Origin of the sequence: Nocardioides marinus (assembly GCF_013408145.1) — a bacterium.
GTDB classification, from domain to species: domain Bacteria; phylum Actinomycetota; class Actinomycetes; order Propionibacteriales; family Nocardioidaceae; genus Nocardioides; species Nocardioides marinus.
This window is the reverse complement of sequence record NZ_JACBZI010000001.1, coordinates 797,357-814,218: the sequence shown is the minus strand read 5'-3', so window position 1 is coordinate 814,218 and position 16,862 is coordinate 797,357. Positions and strand designations below refer to the sequence as shown.

The window sequence follows — 16,862 nt, the reverse complement described above, 5'->3', positions numbered from 1 at the left end:
GGAGACCTAGAAGCCGAGGCGGCGCTCGGGCTGCGCCTCGCGGCGCACGACCTCGCCCTTGGCGTGCGCGGTCTCGCGCAGTGAGTCCTGGAAGGCCACCATGCGCTCGCGCAGCGCCGGGTCGGAGGCCGCGAGGATGCGGACGGCGAGCAACCCCGCGTTGCGCGCGTTGCCCACGGCCACGGTCGCGACGGGGACGCCGGCCGGCATCTGCACGATGGAGAGCAGGGAGTCCATCCCGTCGAGGTACTTCAGTGGCACGGGCACCCCGATGACCGGCAGCGGGGTGACCGCGGCCAGCATGCCGGGCAGGTGGGCCGCGCCGCCGGCGCCGGCGATGATGACCGACAGGCCGCGCTCGGCGGCCTGCTCACCGTAGGTCAGCATCTCGTGCGGCATCCGGTGGGCCGAGACGACGTCGGCCTCTATCTCGACGTCGAACTCCCGGCACGCCTCGGCGGCGGCCCGCATGACCGGCCAGTCGGAGTCCGACCCCATGACGATGCCGACCCGGGGGCCGATCCCGGCGCCGCTGACCTGCTCGCTCATCTCACTCGCTCTCGTTGCCGAGGTCGCCGCGGAACCAGGCGGCGGCGTGCCGCGCCCGCTCCAGGCAGTCCTCGAGGTCGTCGCCGTAGGCGTTGACATGACCGACCTTGCGGCCGGGGCGCATCTGCTTGCCGTAGAGGTGGACGCGCAGCTGCGGGTCGCGGGCCAGGGCGTGGGGGTAGCCGTCGTACAGCCGCCCGACGTCTGGATCCGGTCCGCCGAGGATGTTGACCATGACCGTCCACCGGGCCCGCGGCGCCGGGGACCCCAGCGGCAGGTCCATCACCGCGCGCAGGTGGTTCTCGAACTGGGAGGTCACCGCGCCGTCCTGGGTCCAGTGACCGGTGTTGTGGGGCCGCATGGCCAGCTCGTTGACCAGGATCCGGCCGTCGGAGGTCTCGAAGAGCTCGACCGCGAGGATGCCGGTCACCCCGAGCTCGCCCGCCACGGTCAGGGCGATCTGCTGGGCCCGGCCGGCGAGCTCCTCGGAGAGGTCCGGCGCGGGGGCCACGACCTCGTGGCAGATGCCGTCGAGCTGCGTGGAGGCGACCACCGGGTACGCCGCGGCCTGCCCGCTCGGCGAGCGCGCGACCAGTGCGGAGAGCTCGCGTCGGAAGTCGACCAGCTCCTCGGCCAGCACCTGGACCCCGGCGGCACCGGCGGCGGCGAACGCCTCGGAGCAATCCTCGGGCCCGCGGACCACCCAGACGCCCTTGCCGTCGTAGCCACCGCGCGTGGTCTTCAGGACGCAGGGGAAGCCGAAGGCGACGACCTCCTCGACGTCGGCGACGACCGCGTTGCGCGGGCAGGGGATGCCGAGCTCGGCCAGCCTCCGCCGCATCACCGCCTTGTCCTGGGCGTGGACCAGGGCGTCGGGGCCGGGACGCACGGCGACCCCGTCGGCCTCGAGGGCGTGGAGGTGCTCGGTCGGGACGTGCTCGTGGTCGAAGGTGACCACCGGGCAGCCGTCGGTCACCCGGCGCAGGGTGGGCAGGTCGGTGTAGTCACCGACGAGCTGGTCGACGACGACCTGGGCGGCGGAGACACCCTCGGCCTCGGCGAGCAGTCGCAGCGGGAGGCCAAGGGCGATGGCCGGCTGGGCCATCATCCGGGCGAGCTGACCGCCCCCGATGACGGCGAGGGTGGGCGCGTGGGACTCGGGCACCGGCTCAGCCTAGGGCCGTCCGGGGGTCGGGCGTGCCGTGGGGTCAGGCCGCCGGCGAGGACTTCTCGAAGCGCAGGCCCTTGCCGCGGATGGTGGTGATCAGGTGGGGACGGCGGGAGTCGTCGCCGAGCTTGCGGCGGACCCAGCCGAGGTGGACGTCGATGGTCTTGGAGGAGGTCCAGAAGGAGGTGTGCCACACGTCGCGCATCAGCTCCTCGCGCGTCACGATGTCGCCGGCCCGGCTGATGAGGGCGTGGACCAGGTCGAACTCCTTGCGCGACAGCGTGATCTCCTCTCCGGCACGCCAGGCGCGGCGGGTGGTGGGATCGATGCTGATTTCCTGGACCTTGATCACCCGCCCATCGTAAAAAGCAAAATGCGTCCCCGGTAGGGGTTTGGCCGTCTTTGACAGTGACCTCTTCCTGCCAGTTGTCGGGGGGCCTTCACGGCCCCTTCACAACCTCGGCACCATCCGGTCACCCCGCGCCGCAGATGGGCCGGGCCGCCCGCGGGAGGATCGGGTCGTGTGACCGAGCGAGGTGACCGGCATTGACAGAGACTTCTGTCACTTGCCTGGGGCCATCCCCCCGGGCGGTCCAGACCGTGTGACGCCCCGACTCAGTGCCGCCGGACGGCGACGGGCTCCACGATCCCGAACCCGCGCACGGGTCGGGCGGCCATCCGTCGGGTCTCGAACTGGTCGGCCGGAAGCCGGCTGGCGGTGCCGGAGTCGATGATGATCCGGTTGCGACGCGCGACGTTGGTCAGGCGCGCTGCCATGTTCACCGGCGGGCCGAACACGTCACCGAGCCGCATGACCACCGAGCCGCTGGCCAGGCCCACCCGCACGTCGGGCATCCGCGGGTCGCGCCCGATGACCTGGATGATGCCCTCGGCGGTGTCGTAGGCCCGGACGGGGTCGTCGTTCACGAACAGCACGGAGTCACCGATGCTCTTGATCACCCGGCCGCGTTGCGTGGCCACGACGTCGGCACAGCGCATCTCGAACAGCTCGACCAGGTCGCCGATCCGGTCCTCGGTCAGCGTGTTCGACAGCGCGGTGAAGCCGACGATGTCGGCGAACCCCACCGTCAGGTCCGTGACGTGAAGGTCCTCGTCGTCCTGGTGGGCGAGGGCCTCGATACGCCCGGCCGCCGCAGCCAGGTGTCGGCGCCACGCATAGATCAGCAGCTCCTCGAAGGGCCGGGAGAACTGCTCCACCAAGGCCACGGCCGTCTCGATCCGCGTGCGTCCGCCCCCCTCGGCGGTCATCTCCTCCACCCGCTGGGTCAGCGACGAGATCTCCCAGTCGGCGAGCCGCGCCATCGTCTGGCCCAGCGCCCGGATCAGGTTGACGGCCAGGTCCATGTCGAGGACCCCGGCCTCCATGACCTCCCCCAGCAGCCCCATCGCGTCGGCGTCGGCCGCCAGGAAGGCCGGGATGTCGTCGGGGTACTCCGGGAAGCCCAGGGCGCGCCAGAGCCGGCGCGCCTGCTCGGCGGTCACACCGGCCGCGGCGGCCAGCTCGGGCGCCGTCAGCTCGGGAAGACCGCCGAGGATCGCCTGCTCGAGGTTCCCCGGCTGCGGCCCCGGCATCGGGCCCGCTACAGAACCGGTCGAGGGGCCGGTCGAGGGGCCGGGCTCAGGCTCCCCCGTCACCACGACCACCCCGGGAGTGCAACGCGTGCAGCAGGTCGTTGAGCCGCGCCTGGGCCTCGCGCACCTTCGGGATGTCGGGGAGCGCGACCGCCCCGTCGGGGCTCGCGTCCCCGATGATGAGCGTCCCGCAGCCCAGCAGCCGGTCGGTGAGGTGCCGCTCGACCTGCACGTCGCTGATCCGGGACAGCGGGATGTCGTGGCCGCGACGGGTCAGCACACCGGTGCGCGTCAGGATGCGTCGGTCGGTGATCGTGTAGTGCCCGACCAGCCAGGTCAGCAGCGGCCAGACGAACAGCCAGAGCACCCCGACGGCGACGACTGCCCACACGACCCACGCCAGCAGCCGGGCGTCGCCGTCGACACGGGTCTCCACGAAGGTCCCGAGCGCGAGCAGCAGCACCAGCGCGAGGACGGGCAGCAGCAACGCCTTGGGGTGGGTGCGGGTCGAGACCACGACCTGCTCCCCCTCGCTCAGCAGCGTGCGTGAGATGGCCACCCGCCGATCATGTCACCTCTTCGCGGGGAGCGGCGATCAGGCGGGACGGACGTGGACGACGTCCCCGGCGCCCACCGGGACCTCGGGCCCGGCGGCCGGGGCGACGACCAGCCGGCCGTGCTCGTCGATGCCGCTCGCGCGCCCCACCAGGCGCTCGGCGCCGGGGAGCGACACCTCCACGTCCCGGCCGACGGTGTCGCAGACCCGCATGTAGGACTCCCGCAACCGTGCCACCGCCCCGTCCTCGACCCCCTCCTGCCAGGCACCGTAGGTCTCCAGCAGGGTCTGGACCAGGGACGCCAGCAGCACCGTGCGGTCGGGGACCGGGTGCCCGAGGCCCGCGGACTCCACCAGCAGGGAGGTCGCCGTGGGCACCGGGAGCTGCTCGGCCGGCAGCAGGACGTTGAGCCCGATGCCGACGACGGCGGCGGGGCCGTCCGGGGTCTCCACGCGCTCGACCAGGATGCCGGCGACCTTGCGGTCGCCGATCAGCACGTCGTTGGGCCACTTCAGCACCGCGGCGAACCCCGCGGCCGCCAGCGACTTGGCCACGGCGTACCCCGTGAGCAACGGCAGCCACGGCCACGTGGCCGGCGGGACCTGGGGCCGCAGCAGCGTCGAGAAGGTGAGCGCCGTGCCCGCCGGTGTCTCCCAGGTGCGGTCCAGCCGGCCCCGCCCCGCGGTCTGGTGCTCGGTCGCGACCACCAGCCCCTCGGGCGCCCCGGAACGCGCCCGTTCGGCCAGCACCGCGTTGGTCGAGGGCGTCAGCGGCAGCACCTCGACGCCCAGCTCGGCGAGGGCGACGGGGTCGAGCGGGTTGTCGACAGGTGGGCGCTGCTCGGAGAGGTCGGTCACGGGCACTAGATTGGCGTACGACGCACCGACGGACCAGAGGAGAGTCGCACCTGTGAGCGCAGCGCCGGACCAGAGCCCCGAGCCCGACATCCACACCACGGCCGGCAAGCTGGCCGACCTGGACCGTCGGCTCGACGAGGCCGTGCACGCCGGATCGGCCAAGGCGGTCGAGAAGCAGCACGCCAAGGGTCGCAAGACCGCGCGCGAGCGGATCGAGATGCTCTTCGACGAGGGCTCCTTCGTCGAGCTCGACGAGCTGGCCCGACACCGCTCGACCGCCTTCGGCCTGGAGAAGACCCGTCCCTACGGCGACGGGGTCGTCACCGGCTACGGCACCATCGACGGTCGCCAGGTCTGCGTGTTCTCCCAGGACTTCACCGTCTTCGGCGGCTCGCTGGGCGAGGTCTACGGCGAGAAGATCGTCAAGGTCATGGACCTCGCGATCAAGACCGGCTGCCCCATCATCGGCATCAACGAGGGTGCCGGCGCCCGCATCCAGGAGGGCGTGGTGTCCCTGGGTCTGTACGGCGAGATCTTCCGCCGCAACGTGCACGCCTCGGGCGTCATCCCGCAGATCTCGATGATCATGGGCAACTGCGCCGGTGGGCACGTCTACTCCCCCGCCGTCACCGACTTCACCGTGATGGTCGACCAGACCTCGGCGATGTTCATCACCGGCCCCGACGTCATCAAGACCGTCACCGGCGAGGACGTCACGATGGAGGAGCTCGGCGGCGCGCGCACGCACAACACCAAGTCCGGCAACGCCCACTACATGGGATCGGACGAGGAGGACGCGATCGAGTACGTCAAGGCGCTGCTGTCCTACCTCCCGCAGAACAACCTCGACGAGCTCCCGACCTTCGTCGAGGACCCCGTCATGGAGATCACCGACGAGGACCGCGCCCTCGACACGATCATCCCCGACGGCGCGAACCAGCCCTACGACATGCACGACGTCATCGCCTCGATCGTCGACGACGGCGAGTTCCTCGAGGTCCAGGAGCTCTTCGCCCCCAACCTGATCATCGGCTACGGCCGCGTCGAGGGCTCCCCCGTCGGCGTCGTGGCCAACCAGCCGATGCAGTTCGCCGGCACCCTCGACATCGACGCCTCGGAGAAGGCCGCCCGGTTCGTGCGGTTCTGCGACGCCTTCAACATCCCCGTCCTGACGTTGGTCGACGTGCCCGGCTTCCTGCCCGGCACCGACCAGGAGTGGAACGGCATCATCCGCCGCGGGGCGAAGCTCATCTACGCCTACTCCGAGGCCACCGTCCCACTGGTCACCGTCATCACCCGCAAGGCCTACGGCGGCGCCTACGACGTCATGGGCTCCAAGCACCTCGGGGCCGACATCAACGTCGCCTGGCCCACCGCCCAGATCGCCGTCATGGGCGCCCAGGGCGCGGCCAACATCGTGCACCGCAAGACCCTGGCCGCCATCCAGGCCGAGGGTGGCGACGTCGAGGCCAAGCGGGCCGAGCTCATCGACGAGTACGAGACGACGCTGGCCAACCCCTACATCGCGGCCGAGCGCGGCTACATCGACGCCGTCATCCAGCCGCACGAGACCCGGGTCGAGGTCATCCGCGCACTGCGCCTGCTCAAGACCAAGCGGGCCTCGCTGCCGGCCAAGAAGCACGGGAACATCCCGCTGTGAGCAGCCAGGACCAGGCCCCCCTGCTGCGGGTCGTCAACCCCGACGCGACGCCGGAGGAGGTGGCGGCCGTCGTGGCCGTCCTCTCCGCCCTCGGCGGGGACGAGCCCGCCCCGCCCCCGCGGCGCTCGGAGTGGGCGGCCCCGCACCGCCAGGTGCGACGCACGCTCCCGCACGGTGTCGGTGCGTGGCGGGCAAGTGGCCTCCCTCACTGACCACGTCCACTAGCATCCCCCCAGGAACTCCTGCGGAAATCTTGAGCAATCGCAGGGGCGGTCTTGAGGTCGACTCCCCAGACTGGTGGTGAGACGCCGACAGGGCGCCACACATGGGAGAGACGATGAGCGACGACACCCGGCTGGACCCCCACCCGCAGTCCTGGGCACCCCCGGCGGCGACGCCCGCCGTGCCCGACTACGTCCGTCGGGCCGACCCGGGCATGGAGGCCTACGCCGACGAGTTCATGGACGGGCTCGACTCGATCCCGACCTACCGCCCCACCGTCGGCTGCATCATCCCCGCCTACAACGAGGCCGAGACGATCGCCGGCGTGCTGGACTCCCTGCTCCAGCAGACCCGCCTGCCCGACGTCATCCACCTGATCGTCAACAACACCTCGGACGAGTCGGTCGAGATCGCCAGCCACTACGCGGGCCCGCACACCCGGATGACCCCCAGCGGCGAGCAGCACACCACGATCTACGTCCACGACATCGGCAAGAACCCCGACAAGAAGGTCGGGGCGCTCAACTACGGCTACTCCCTCGTCGAGCACATGGACTACCTCCTCGGCGTCGACGGCGACACCACGCCCGAGCCGGACGCCATCCAGCACCTCGTCGACGAGATCGCCAGCGACGACCGGATCGGGGGAATCTCCGCGGTCTACTCCATCGACGACAGCGCACTGAGCAGTTGGATGGAGAAGTTCCTCATCGCCGGGCAGCGCGCCCAGTTCTCGGCCTTCAACATGCAGAACCTCCTCAAGGGCCGCAACATGGCCGTCCTCGGTGGGCAATTCTCCATCTTCTCGACCCAGGCACTGCGTGACGTGATGCGCGACAGCCACCAGCGCACCCCCTGGGTGAGCGACTCCGAGGTCGAGGACTCGCTGCTCTCGCTGCAGATCAAGTCCGCGGGCTACCTCACCAAGATCTCCGCGCGGGCCCGCGCCCACGTGGGCGGCATGAACACGCTGCGCTCCCTGGACGCCCAGCAGGTCAAGTGGAACTTCGGCGCGATCGACCTGATGTGGCCCGGCCAGCGCGGCGACACCCGCGGGCAGCCCTTCCACCCCAACCTGCGGCTGCGCTGGTTCGAGCACCTCTCGATGGTGCAGAACATGACGACCCGGTTCCTGTTCATGGTGCTGCTGGCGTGGTCGCTGCTCTTCGACGCCTTCGTCTTCAGCCCGCTGTGGCTCATCCCGCCGCTGGCCGCGGTGTGGCTGAACTTCCGGGTGGCGCACTCGATGGAGTTCCGCAACAAGCGCGACTACCTCTTCGTGCTGCTGATCTTCCCGGCTGAGCTGTACATGTTCACGCGGATGGGGCACTTCGTCCGCGCGTGGTGGAAGTTCTTCACCAACCAGCAGTCGGACAACTGGGCCGCCCAGGCCAAGGCCGAGCGCGGCAAGGGCTCGGCCTGGATCTACCCCTTCGCCATCGCGGGCGCGATCTACGCCGCGCTGGTGGCCGGCTGGGAGTTCGGGCCGTGGAGCGTGGACCTGAAGTCCGACGTCCTCTACGTGGGGTGGCGGGTGCTCGGGGTGCTCACGATCCTGCAGACTGCCTGGATGATCATCAAGGCGAGCAAGCGCTACAAGGGGTACAAGGCATGAGTCACCGCTCCACGCGGGGCCGGTCGGCCTCGCGGACCGTCGCGCTCGCGCTGGCCGCCTCGCTCTCCCTGGCCGGGTGCGGCCTGCTGGACAACGGCGGCAGCGAGCCGACCCCCGCCGAGACCGAGCCCGCCCTGGAGCGCGTCTACGACTCCCAGTTCACCCGCGACGGCACGTTCCAGAGCCACATCTCCGTCGACGGCGCGCAGGACATCGACTTCGTCTACACCCTCTACCCGACCAAGTCCACGCCGCGCACCAACGAGTGGTACCCCCGCGGCAAGAAGTACTTCTCCTTCACCTTCCAGGCCTACGACCTGGCGCGCGACCTGCGCGACCCCTTCCGCACCAAGCGCAAGGTCTACCTGCAGAAGATCAAGGTCACCTCGCGCACGATCACCAGCGGTGGCGGCAAGACCCAGAAGCCCTACCAGCTCAACGCCATCGCCAGGAACATCACCTTCGACCCCGAGCCGCTGTCGACCAAGTACGGCATGCTCATCACCTCGCCCAAGGGCGCCTTCGAGCTGCGCAACCAGGCGATCAAGCCGACCTCGCTCGACACCAGGGGCATCGACCTGATGTTCACCGCGACCGTGTGGATCCAGACCGAGGCCGGCGGCTCGCAGTACGTCCAGCGCGAGGTGAAGCAGACGGTCCCGATCGCGATCTTCGAGTCCGAGGAGAAGACCGAGGTCGCCGAGATCCCGATCAACGCGAATTGACGCGACGGCGGAGCCGGCGCGATCAATTCGGGTCGAGCGAGCACCGCGACCGAGCCTGCGAGGTCGCGACGTGCGTGTCGAGACACCACTGACCGAAGCGGAGGCAACTCGACGCGACGGCGGAACCTTCGATCAGGTCAGAGCGACTCGGCCAACCGGTAGCCCACGCCCCGCACGGTCTCGATGAACTTCGGGTTCGTCGAGTCGTCGCCGATCTTGCGGCGCAGGTTGGCCACGTGCACCTCCACCGAGCGCTTGTCGGCCTCGTTGACGAAGTACGACGTGACGTACTGCTGCCCGCGCATCGTGAGCACGAGGTCAGCCTTGGAGCGCACGCGTCGACCGGTGCTGAGCAGGGAGGCCAGCAGGTCGAACTCGGTGCGCGTGAGCTCGACCGAGCCCCCGTCGACGGTGACGATCCGGGTGTCGTTGTTCAGCGCCAGGCCGTTGAAGCGGATCCAGGCCCCATCAGCCGCCGGCCCGCCCGGAGCGGCGGCCACCGGCGGCACCGGCTGGCCAGGCACCGGCTGGAGGTAGGTCTGCTGGGCGACCGGCTGCTGGACCGGAGCCGGCTGGACCGGAGCCGGCTGGACCGGAGCCGGCTGGACGGGAGCCTGCTGGTAGGTCGGCGGCTGGGAGGGAGCCGGCGGCGCCGGGTCGACCGGTCGACCGGCGTGCGAGCCACCCCGGGGTGTCTCGTCGGCGAACTGCCGGGCCGCCTTCTGGGCCCAGGTCTCCTCCACGGGCGGCGAGGGCGGAGCGGCCGGGGAGGCGGCCGCGGCGACGTCCGAGCGACCGCGCGGGCGTCGCAGCATCGAGTCGGCGCGGGCTCGCAGCTCACGGGGCCGGAACGGCTTGACGAGGTAGTCGTCGGCGCCGGCCTCGAAGCCGGTCACCACGTCGATCTCGTCACCCAGCGCGGTGATGAAGATGAGGTAGGTGTTGCTGAACTCGCGCAACCTCTTGGCGACCGCGAAGCCGTCCATGCCCGGCATGTTGACGTCCAGGGTCGTGATCAGCGGGTTGTGCGTGCGCACCGCGTCGACGCCCTCGAGACCGTCCTCGGCCAGGATGGTGCGGAACCCCGACTGGCTGAGCACGAGGTCGATGAGATCCCGGACGTCGGGATCGTCCTCGATGATGACTGCGGTCCAGTCGGCACCTTCCATGCGCAGGAGCCTATAGCAGGTTAAGGATCACCAACCGGCGGCACGGGCAAGCTCGACGGCCTGGTCGAGGTAGACCTCCCCCGCGGGCGGTCCCTCGTTGCAGGTGCCGTCGGACTCGGCGGGCGGCTTGACCCACAGGTAGGCGTCGAGCCCGGTGCCGCCGTCGACGAAGCCCGGCAGCTTGCCGAGGGCCCGACCGTCGGGGTTGCACCAGATCTCGGTGGCGCCGTTGCCGTTGCGGCCGCGGTCGGTGACCCAGTGCGTCCCTCCGATCTGGGCGCTGAGCCGCTCGGCGAAGACCAGCTCGTCGGCGTCGGTCTGGTAGTTCGACACGTTGGTGCTGAAGCCGCGGACACGGTCGATGCCCGCGTCCTGGAGCATCCGCGCCATCGGACGGACAGAGACCCAGTCGGAGTGACCGGCGTCGACGTAGGTCGTGATCCCCGCCGTCGCCAGGACGTCGACCGCCTCGCCCACCAGGCGCACCCGCTGGTCGACCACCCCGCACTCCGGCGCGGAGGCCAGGGCGTCCGGCTCCACGACGACCACCGCCGTCGCCTCCGCCGTGAGGATCGCGTCGGCCACCTCCTGGACCCAGGGGCGGTAGGACTCCTCGTCCAACCCGCCCGCCGAGAAACCACCGCTGCAGTCGCGCCCCGGGATGCCGTAGAGCACCAGGAGCGGCAGCTCGTCGGCCTCCTCGGTGGTGGCCACGAGGCCGGCGACGTACTCACCGACGACCCCCGGCGGGAACTGCTCGGGGGTCAGCCAGATGCCCGAGGGGACGGCTGCCATCCGCATCAGGAGGTCGGCGTCGTCGGCCCGACCGTCGGCGCGCAGCTGGTCGGCTGCCCGACGGGTGCGGTTGAGCGGGTCGACGTACTGCGCGCGCTCGGCGAACAGGTTGCGGGTCGAGGGGTCGGCCTCCTCGAACGGGCCCCACTGCTGCGCGCGCGCCACGAGGATGCCGGCCACGACGAGCGCGACCGCGACCCCGACGGCCAGCAGGACCCTGACGACTCCGCGCTCCCCACGTCTCACGTGCGCCATGGTCCCATGATGCCGGTACGGTCCCTGCCGTGCCGTCCTTCGTCCTCGCCTCCGCCTCGCCCGCCCGGCTCGCCACCCTGCGCAGCGCCGGTCTCGACCCGGTCGTCGTGGTCTCCGGCGTGGACGAGAGCGTCATGGACGGCCTCCCGCCTGCCGACCTCGCCGTCGGTCTCGCCGAGCTGAAGTGCCGGGCGGTCCTCGACTGCCCCGAGGTGCCGACCGGCGCCCTGGTCCTGGGCTGCGACTCCGTGCTGGAGCTGGACGGCCGGGCGCTCGGCAAGCCCTCGTCGCCCGAGGAGGCCGTCGAGCGGTGGCGGGCCATGCGCGGGCGCAGCGGCGTGCTGCGCACCGGGCACTGCCTGCGCGACACCTCCACCGGGCAGGAGCGCTCGGTGACCGCGTCGACCACCGTGCACTTCGCCGCCCCGGACGACGAGGAGGTCGCGGCGTACGTCGCGCGGGGCGAGCCCCTGCACGTCGCCGGTGCCTTCACCGTCGACGGGTTGGGCGGGGCCTTCGTCCGGGGTGTCGAGGGCGACCACCACAACGTCGTGGGCGTCAGTCTCCCGGTGCTGCGCGAGATGGTCGTGGAGCTCGGTCATCGTTGGACCGACCTGTGGGCTCCTCCTCGCTGAGGCTGTCGGCGGGGCGGAAGACCAGCAGGCGGAAGAGCGCGAACCGGGTCAGGAAGCCCAGGAACAGGCCGACGAGGTTGGCAGCGACGTTGTCGGCGGCCGCGGAGTCGAGCATCAGCACGTTGCGGCTGATCCACAGGCACGCGACCGGGATCACCAGGCTGGCGGTGCTGATGGCGAAGAACAGCGGTGCGCCGCCGAGGAAGCCGGTGGGCTCGCGGTGCCGGAAGGCCCAGACCCGGCTGAGCTGGTAGGTCAGCAGCATCGAGATGCTGTTGGCGAGCAGGAAGGCCGTGACCGGCCAGCCGTTCAACCAGGCCCCGAACCCGCCGGGCTCCCAGTGCACCAACCAGTTGAACAGGCCCGCGGCCACCAGGGACGCCAGCGTCCCGATCACCGCCGAGCGGCTGAACTCGTGACCGATGCTCACCCGCTCATCCTCGCCCAGGGCTCACTCGACCGGCAGACCCAGTCCGCGGGCGATGAGCATCCGCTGGACCTCCGAGGTGCCCTCGCCGACCTCGAGGACCTTGGCGTCGCGGTAGAAGCGGGCGACGGGGTACTCCTCCATGAAGCCGTAGCCGCCGAAGACCTGCGTCGCGATCCGGGTGGCCGTGACCGCGGACTCGGTGGAGTACAGCTTGGCGACGGCGGCCGCCTGCTTGAACTGCTGGTACGGCGCGCCGGCGTCCTTGAGGGCCGCCGCCCGGTAGGTCAGCATCCGCGACGCGTGCAGCATCACCTCCAGGTCGGCGATCTGGAAGGCCACGCCCTGCTTGCGACCGATCGGGCCACCGAAGGTCTGGCGCTCACCGGCGTACTCGACCGCCATGTCCAGGCAGGCCTGGATGCAGCCCACGGACAACGCGGAGATCGCGACCCGGCCGTCGTCGAGGGTGGCGAGGAACTGGGCGTACCCGCGACCCTGCTCGCCGAGCAGGTGGTCAGCCGGGACGTGGCAGTCCTCGAAGGAGAGCGGGTGGGTGTCCGAGGCGTGCCAGCCGAGCTTGTCGTAGGCCTTCTCGGCGGTGAAGCCGGGCGTGCCGGACGGGACCATGATCGCGGAGATCTCCGGGCGACCGTCCTCGCGGGTGCCCGTGCGCGCGGTGACGGTGACCAACGAGGTGATCGAGGAGCCGGAGTTGGTGATGAACTGCTTGGCGCCGTTGACGACCCACTCGTCGCCCACGAGCTCGGCCCGGGTGCGGGTGGCGCCGGCGTCCGAGCCGGCTCCCGGCTCGGTGAGGCCGAACCCGGCCAGCTGCTCGCCGGCCACCAGCGCCGGGAGCCACTGCTCCTTCTGTGCGGCCGTGCCGTAGGTCAGGATCGGGTTGATCCCCAGGCCGACGCCCGCCTGGAGGGTGATGCCCATCGACTGGTCGACGCGACCGATCTCCTCGATGGCCACGCACAGGCTCGTGAAGTCGCCGTCCTCCCCCGCTCCACCGAACTCCTCGGGCGCGGTGAGGCCGAAGAGCCCCAGGGCTCCCATCTTCTGGACCACGTCCACCGGGAAGTGGTGGTCGCGGTCCCACTGCGCGGCGTGCGGAGCGATCTCCGCCTGCGCGAACTCGCGGACGCTGCGACGGAACTCCTCGTGCTCCCGGGAGAGCTCGAACGCGGTGCCGGTGGGGTGGGTGCCAGTCATGCCGGCGAGCGTACCGCCGCTGGTTAGCGGTTGTTAACCGCCAGGGGCGGGGTGCTGATGACGATCGGCTCCCCGAGCAGCCCGACCGTCAGGGTGATCGAGCCGGTCTCGCTGTCGACGGCCACGTCCAGGGGCGGCGTCTCGGGCTCGGGCTGGGGCTCGGGCTGGGGCTCGGGCTGGGGCTCGGGCTGGGGTGCGGGCTGCTCCCCCGGGGTGGGGATCGGTCCAGGACCCGGCTCGTTCCCCGGCCCGACCGGGACGTCGGTGCCGGCCGCCGGGACGCGGGCGGATGCGTCCGCGGTGCGTGCGGCAGCGGTCGTGGCGGGCGCGATCCGCGCACCGGCGAGGACCAGCACCTCCTGCTCGTCCGGGGTCCCGGGCGCCTCCGCGGCCTGCGCCGGCGGGGCTGCGACCACCACGTCGAGCGGGGCGTCGGCGCCCCGGAGGCCGCCGGCCAGGGCGACGGCGGTGACCGTCGTGGCCACCAGGCCGACGCCCAGGCCGATGCGTCGGCGGTCCACGGGCGGGGCCGGCCGCTCCACGCCCGGCACCCAGCTGCGGCGCGGGCGCGCACTGAGCCACGAGGCACCCTCGACGCCGAGCGCCATCCGGGCGACCCGCGAGCGCAGCGAGGCGTGCAGCGCGAGGATCTCGGTGACCGCGGGCGCGCAGTCGGGGCAGGCCGCGGCGTGGGCGCGCAGCGCGCGCTCACGGGCGGCGTCCAGCGCGAGGTCCTCGGTCCGGTGGGCGGCCACCAGGGCACAGCCGTCCCCAGTGCCGACCGACAGCTCCCGCAGCACGGTCTGCCGGAAGGCGACGACGCTGGAGGCGGCCAGGTCGCGGGCGGCGGTCTCGGTGGTCCCGAGGCGGGTCGCCAGGGCGCTCAACGGCTCGGCGCCCGCGGCGCCGTGGACCAGTGCGGTACGCCGCTCGGGGCTGAGCCGGTCGAAGGCGGGTGCCCACTCGTCGCGCGGCATCGGGACCACGGGGCCCGCCACGGCGGGTGCCGCCGCCGGCCCGCCCGGGGCGGCGTCGAGCTGGAGGAGGCCGTCGCGCAGCCGGGCGTCGAGCTCGAGTAGCTCGCCCACCCCACGCGCGCAGGCCGGGCAGGTGTCGGCGTGGGCGGCCAGCGCCTTGCGCTCCGGGCGGGTCAGCCGCTCACCGGCGCTGTCGACCAGGCGCAGCACCAGGGAGCCGCACTCCTCGTCGTACCCCGTGCCGATGCCGAGCACGACCTCGCGCCGGAACGCCAGGAGCGTCGAGGCGACCAGGGCCTCGGTGTCCTCGACCGTGCGTCCCAGGCGCTCGGCGAGCGTCGCCACCGGCTCGCGGTCGACGACGCGCGCCCACAGGGCGGTACGACGCTGCGGGCTCAGGGCGGTCCAGGCGGCTGCCCACGGGTGGGTCAGGGTCGACTCGGTCACACGCTGCCCAACGCGCGCACGCGTGCACGGTCATGGTGACCTGGTTCACGTCTGGACCAGTGGGCAGGGACCGCGACCGGGCGTCGGTGTCCGAACGACGTACCTGCCCCGAGCGGGTGCTCGGCGAGCGATACCCTGCGTCGCGGACCACCCACGGTCCGCCCTCAGCCACCCCGCACCATGCCAGGCAGGAGTCCACGTGCCGGAGATCAAGCCACTGCAGAAGGTCCTCATCGCCAACCGAGGCGAGATCGCGGTCCGGGTCATCCGGGCCTGCAAGGACGCAGGCATCGGCAGCGTGGCGGTCTACGCCGAGCCCGACCGCGACGCCATCTTCGTGCGGATGGCCGACGAGGCGCACAGCCTCGGCGGCGCCACCCCTGCCGAGTCCTACCTCGACATCGAGAAGATCATCGCGGTGGCGCACAAGTCCGGCGCCGACTCCGTGCACCCCGGCTACGGCTTCCTCGCCGAGAACGCCGAGTTCGCCCAGGCCGTCATGGACGCCGGGCTGACCTGGATCGGTCCCCCGCCGGCCGCGATCGAGGCGCTGGGCGACAAGGCCAAGGCCAAGCACATCGCCGACCGCGCGAACGCGCCGCTGGCGCCGGGCACCAAGGACCCCGTCGCCGACGCCGACGAGGTCGTGGAGTTCGCCAAGGCCAACGGCCTGCCGGTCGCCATCAAGGCCGTCTTCGGCGGCGGTGGCCGCGGCCTGAAGGTGGCCCGCACCCTCGAGGAGATCCCCGACGCCTACGAGTCGGCGGTCCGCGAGGCCGTCACCGCGTTCGGTCGCGGCGAGTGCCTGGTCGAGAAGTTCCTCGACAAGCCGCGTCACGTCGAGACCCAGTGCCTGGCCGACAAGCACGGCAACGTCGTGGTGGTCTCCACCCGCGACTGCTCGCTGCAGCGCCGCAACCAGAAGCTGGTCGAGGAGGCGCCCGCGCCGTTCCTGACCGAGGAGCAGATCACCGAGCTCTACGAGTCCTCCAAGCGGATCCTCAAGGAGGCCGGCTACTACGGCGCCGGCACGTGTGAGTTCCTCGTCGCGCAGGACGGCACCATCTCCTTCCTCGAGGTCAACACCCGCCTCCAGGTCGAGCACTGCGTGTCCGAGGAGGTCACCGGCATCGACCTGGTCCGGGAGATGTTCCGTGTGGCCGCGGGCGAGGAGCTCGGCTACGGCGACCCCGAGATCCGCGGCCACTCCATCGAGTTCCGGATCAACGCCGAGGACGGCGGCCGCAACTTCATGCCCGCCCCCGGCACCCTCTCGGCGTGGACCCCGCCGCAGGGCCCCGGCGTGCGCGTCGACGGCGGCTACGAGAACGGCCAGACCGTCCCCGGCTCCTTCGACTCCCTCATCGCCAAGCTGATCGTCACCGGCAACAGCCGCACCCAGGCGATCGAGCGGTCCCGTCGCGCGCTGTCGGAGTTCGAGGTCGACGGCATGCCCACGGTCATCCCGTTCCACAAGGCGGTGCTCGAGGACCCGGCGTACGTCGGCGCCTCGACCCCGACCGGTGAGGGCGAGTTCACCGTCTACACCCAGTGGATCGAGACCGAGTTCGACAACCAGATCGAGCCCTACTCCGGTGACGTCGCGGAGGCCAAGGAGGCCGGCGAGCGCCAGAGCGTGGTCGTCGAGGTAGGCGGCAAGCGGCTCGAGGTCGTCATCCCCGCCGGGCTGGGCGGTCTCGCCGCCGGTCCCGCCGCGGGTGGGGCGAAGAAGCCGAAGCGGGCCGCGGGCAAGAAGGCCGGCGCCGCCGCCTCCGGCGATGCCGTCACCTCCCCCATGCAGGGCACCGTGGTGAAGGTCGTGGCCGAGGAGGGCGCGAGCGTCGCCGAGGGCGACACCGTCGTGGTCATCGAGGCCATGAAGATGGAGCAGCCCCTCAAGGCGCACAAGGCCGGCACCGTGACCGGCCTGACCGCCGAGGTCGGCGCCACCGTCACCAACGGCCAGGTCATCTGCGAGCTCAAGGACTGA

The 16,862-nt window shown here is 71.6% G+C and carries 17 protein-coding genes; 6 read left to right on the top strand and 11 right to left on the bottom strand.

Annotated elements, in window-relative coordinates; translation table 11 throughout:
• Positions 1-6: 6 nt before the first annotated feature.
• From purE to BKA05_RS03885, 6 genes are all read right to left on the bottom strand, one after another.
• Complete coding sequence (purE, locus tag BKA05_RS03910; protein ID WP_179530265.1) at positions 7-549, bottom strand: 5-(carboxyamino)imidazole ribonucleotide mutase; 543 nt, start codon at positions 547-549, stop codon at positions 7-9.
• Between the two features lies 1 nt (position 550).
• Positions 551-1,714: a 5-(carboxyamino)imidazole ribonucleotide synthase gene (locus BKA05_RS03905; protein WP_179530264.1), complete on the bottom strand. Its 1,164-nt coding sequence runs from the start codon at positions 1,712-1,714 to the stop codon at positions 551-553.
• Positions 1,715-1,757: 43 nt separating this feature from the next.
• Entirely contained in the window at positions 1,758-2,069 is a 312-nt protein-coding gene (locus tag BKA05_RS19965; protein WP_179530263.1) for a winged helix-turn-helix domain-containing protein, read from the bottom strand.
• 263 nt (positions 2,070-2,332) lie between these two features.
• Positions 2,333-3,310: an adenylate/guanylate cyclase domain-containing protein gene (locus BKA05_RS03895; protein ID WP_179530262.1), complete on the bottom strand. Its 978-nt coding sequence runs from the start codon at positions 3,308-3,310 to the stop codon at positions 2,333-2,335.
• Positions 3,311-3,356: 46 nt separating this feature from the next.
• Complete coding sequence (locus BKA05_RS03890; RefSeq protein ID WP_179530261.1) at positions 3,357-3,869, bottom strand: PH domain-containing protein; 513 nt, start codon at positions 3,867-3,869, stop codon at positions 3,357-3,359.
• Between the two features lie 36 nt (positions 3,870-3,905).
• Positions 3,906-4,724: a biotin--[acetyl-CoA-carboxylase] ligase gene (locus BKA05_RS03885; protein ID WP_343045509.1), complete on the bottom strand. Its 819-nt coding sequence runs from the start codon at positions 4,722-4,724 to the stop codon at positions 3,906-3,908.
• A gap of 52 nt (positions 4,725-4,776) precedes the next feature.
• Here BKA05_RS03885 and BKA05_RS03880 point away from each other — a divergent pair, with 52 nt between their 5' ends.
• The 4 genes from BKA05_RS03880 (at position 4,777) to BKA05_RS03865 (ending at position 8,946) form a co-directional block, all read left to right on the top strand.
• Positions 4,777-6,384, top strand: coding sequence for a carboxyl transferase domain-containing protein (locus BKA05_RS03880; protein WP_179530260.1), 1,608 nt, complete (start codon positions 4,777-4,779; stop codon positions 6,382-6,384).
• A complete protein-coding gene (locus tag BKA05_RS03875) occupies positions 6,381-6,596 on the top strand; it encodes an acyl-CoA carboxylase epsilon subunit (protein ID WP_179530259.1) in 216 nt (71 codons plus the stop codon). Before BKA05_RS03880 ends, BKA05_RS03875 begins: the two co-directional genes overlap by 4 nt.
• 125 nt (positions 6,597-6,721) lie before the next feature.
• Entirely contained in the window at positions 6,722-8,221 is a 1,500-nt protein-coding gene (locus BKA05_RS03870) for a glycosyltransferase family 2 protein (protein ID WP_179530258.1), read from the top strand.
• Positions 8,218-8,946: a hypothetical protein gene (locus BKA05_RS03865; protein WP_179530257.1), complete on the top strand. Its 729-nt coding sequence runs from the start codon at positions 8,218-8,220 to the stop codon at positions 8,944-8,946. Before BKA05_RS03870 ends, BKA05_RS03865 begins: the two co-directional genes overlap by 4 nt.
• 137 nt (positions 8,947-9,083) lie before the next feature.
• Here BKA05_RS03865 and BKA05_RS03860 read toward each other — a convergent pair whose 3' ends face one another.
• Both BKA05_RS03860 and BKA05_RS03855 read right to left on the bottom strand, forming a co-directional pair.
• The gene (locus tag BKA05_RS03860) at positions 9,084-10,115 is read right to left on the bottom strand and encodes a response regulator transcription factor (protein ID WP_179530256.1); all 1,032 of its coding nucleotides are present in this window, start codon (positions 10,113-10,115) and stop codon (positions 9,084-9,086) included.
• 27 nt (positions 10,116-10,142) lie between these two features.
• On the bottom strand, positions 10,143-11,165 hold the full coding sequence (locus BKA05_RS03855) for a glycoside hydrolase family 6 protein (protein WP_179530255.1): 1,023 nt from the start codon (positions 11,163-11,165) through the stop codon (positions 10,143-10,145).
• A 29-nt stretch (positions 11,166-11,194) separates the two neighbouring features.
• Between BKA05_RS03855 and BKA05_RS03850 the strand changes: the two genes are divergently transcribed.
• Positions 11,195-11,800: a Maf family nucleotide pyrophosphatase gene (locus BKA05_RS03850; RefSeq protein ID WP_179530254.1), complete on the top strand. Its 606-nt coding sequence runs from the start codon at positions 11,195-11,197 to the stop codon at positions 11,798-11,800.
• Here the strand turns inward: BKA05_RS03850 and BKA05_RS03845 are convergent.
• From BKA05_RS03845 to BKA05_RS03835, 3 genes are read right to left on the bottom strand one after another with little or no spacing between them, the layout of a single operon-like run.
• Positions 11,724-12,230, bottom strand: coding sequence for a GtrA family protein (locus BKA05_RS03845; RefSeq protein WP_179530253.1), 507 nt, complete (start codon positions 12,228-12,230; stop codon positions 11,724-11,726). The two genes, BKA05_RS03850 and BKA05_RS03845, sit on opposite strands and share 77 nt — an antisense overlap.
• 21 nt (positions 12,231-12,251) lie before the next feature.
• Positions 12,252-13,448 (bottom strand): acyl-CoA dehydrogenase family protein, encoded by a 1,197-nt coding sequence (locus tag BKA05_RS03840; RefSeq protein ID WP_179530252.1) that lies wholly within the window; start codon positions 13,446-13,448, stop codon positions 12,252-12,254.
• Between the two features lie 23 nt (positions 13,449-13,471).
• Positions 13,472-14,872, bottom strand: a complete 1,401-nt coding sequence (locus BKA05_RS03835; RefSeq protein ID WP_179530251.1) for a hypothetical protein — start codon at positions 14,870-14,872, stop codon at positions 13,472-13,474.
• Positions 14,873-15,071: 199 nt separating this feature from the next.
• Here BKA05_RS03835 and BKA05_RS03830 point away from each other — a divergent pair, with 199 nt between their 5' ends.
• Positions 15,072-16,862, top strand: a complete 1,791-nt coding sequence (locus BKA05_RS03830; protein ID WP_179530250.1) for an ATP-binding protein — start codon at positions 15,072-15,074, stop codon at positions 16,860-16,862.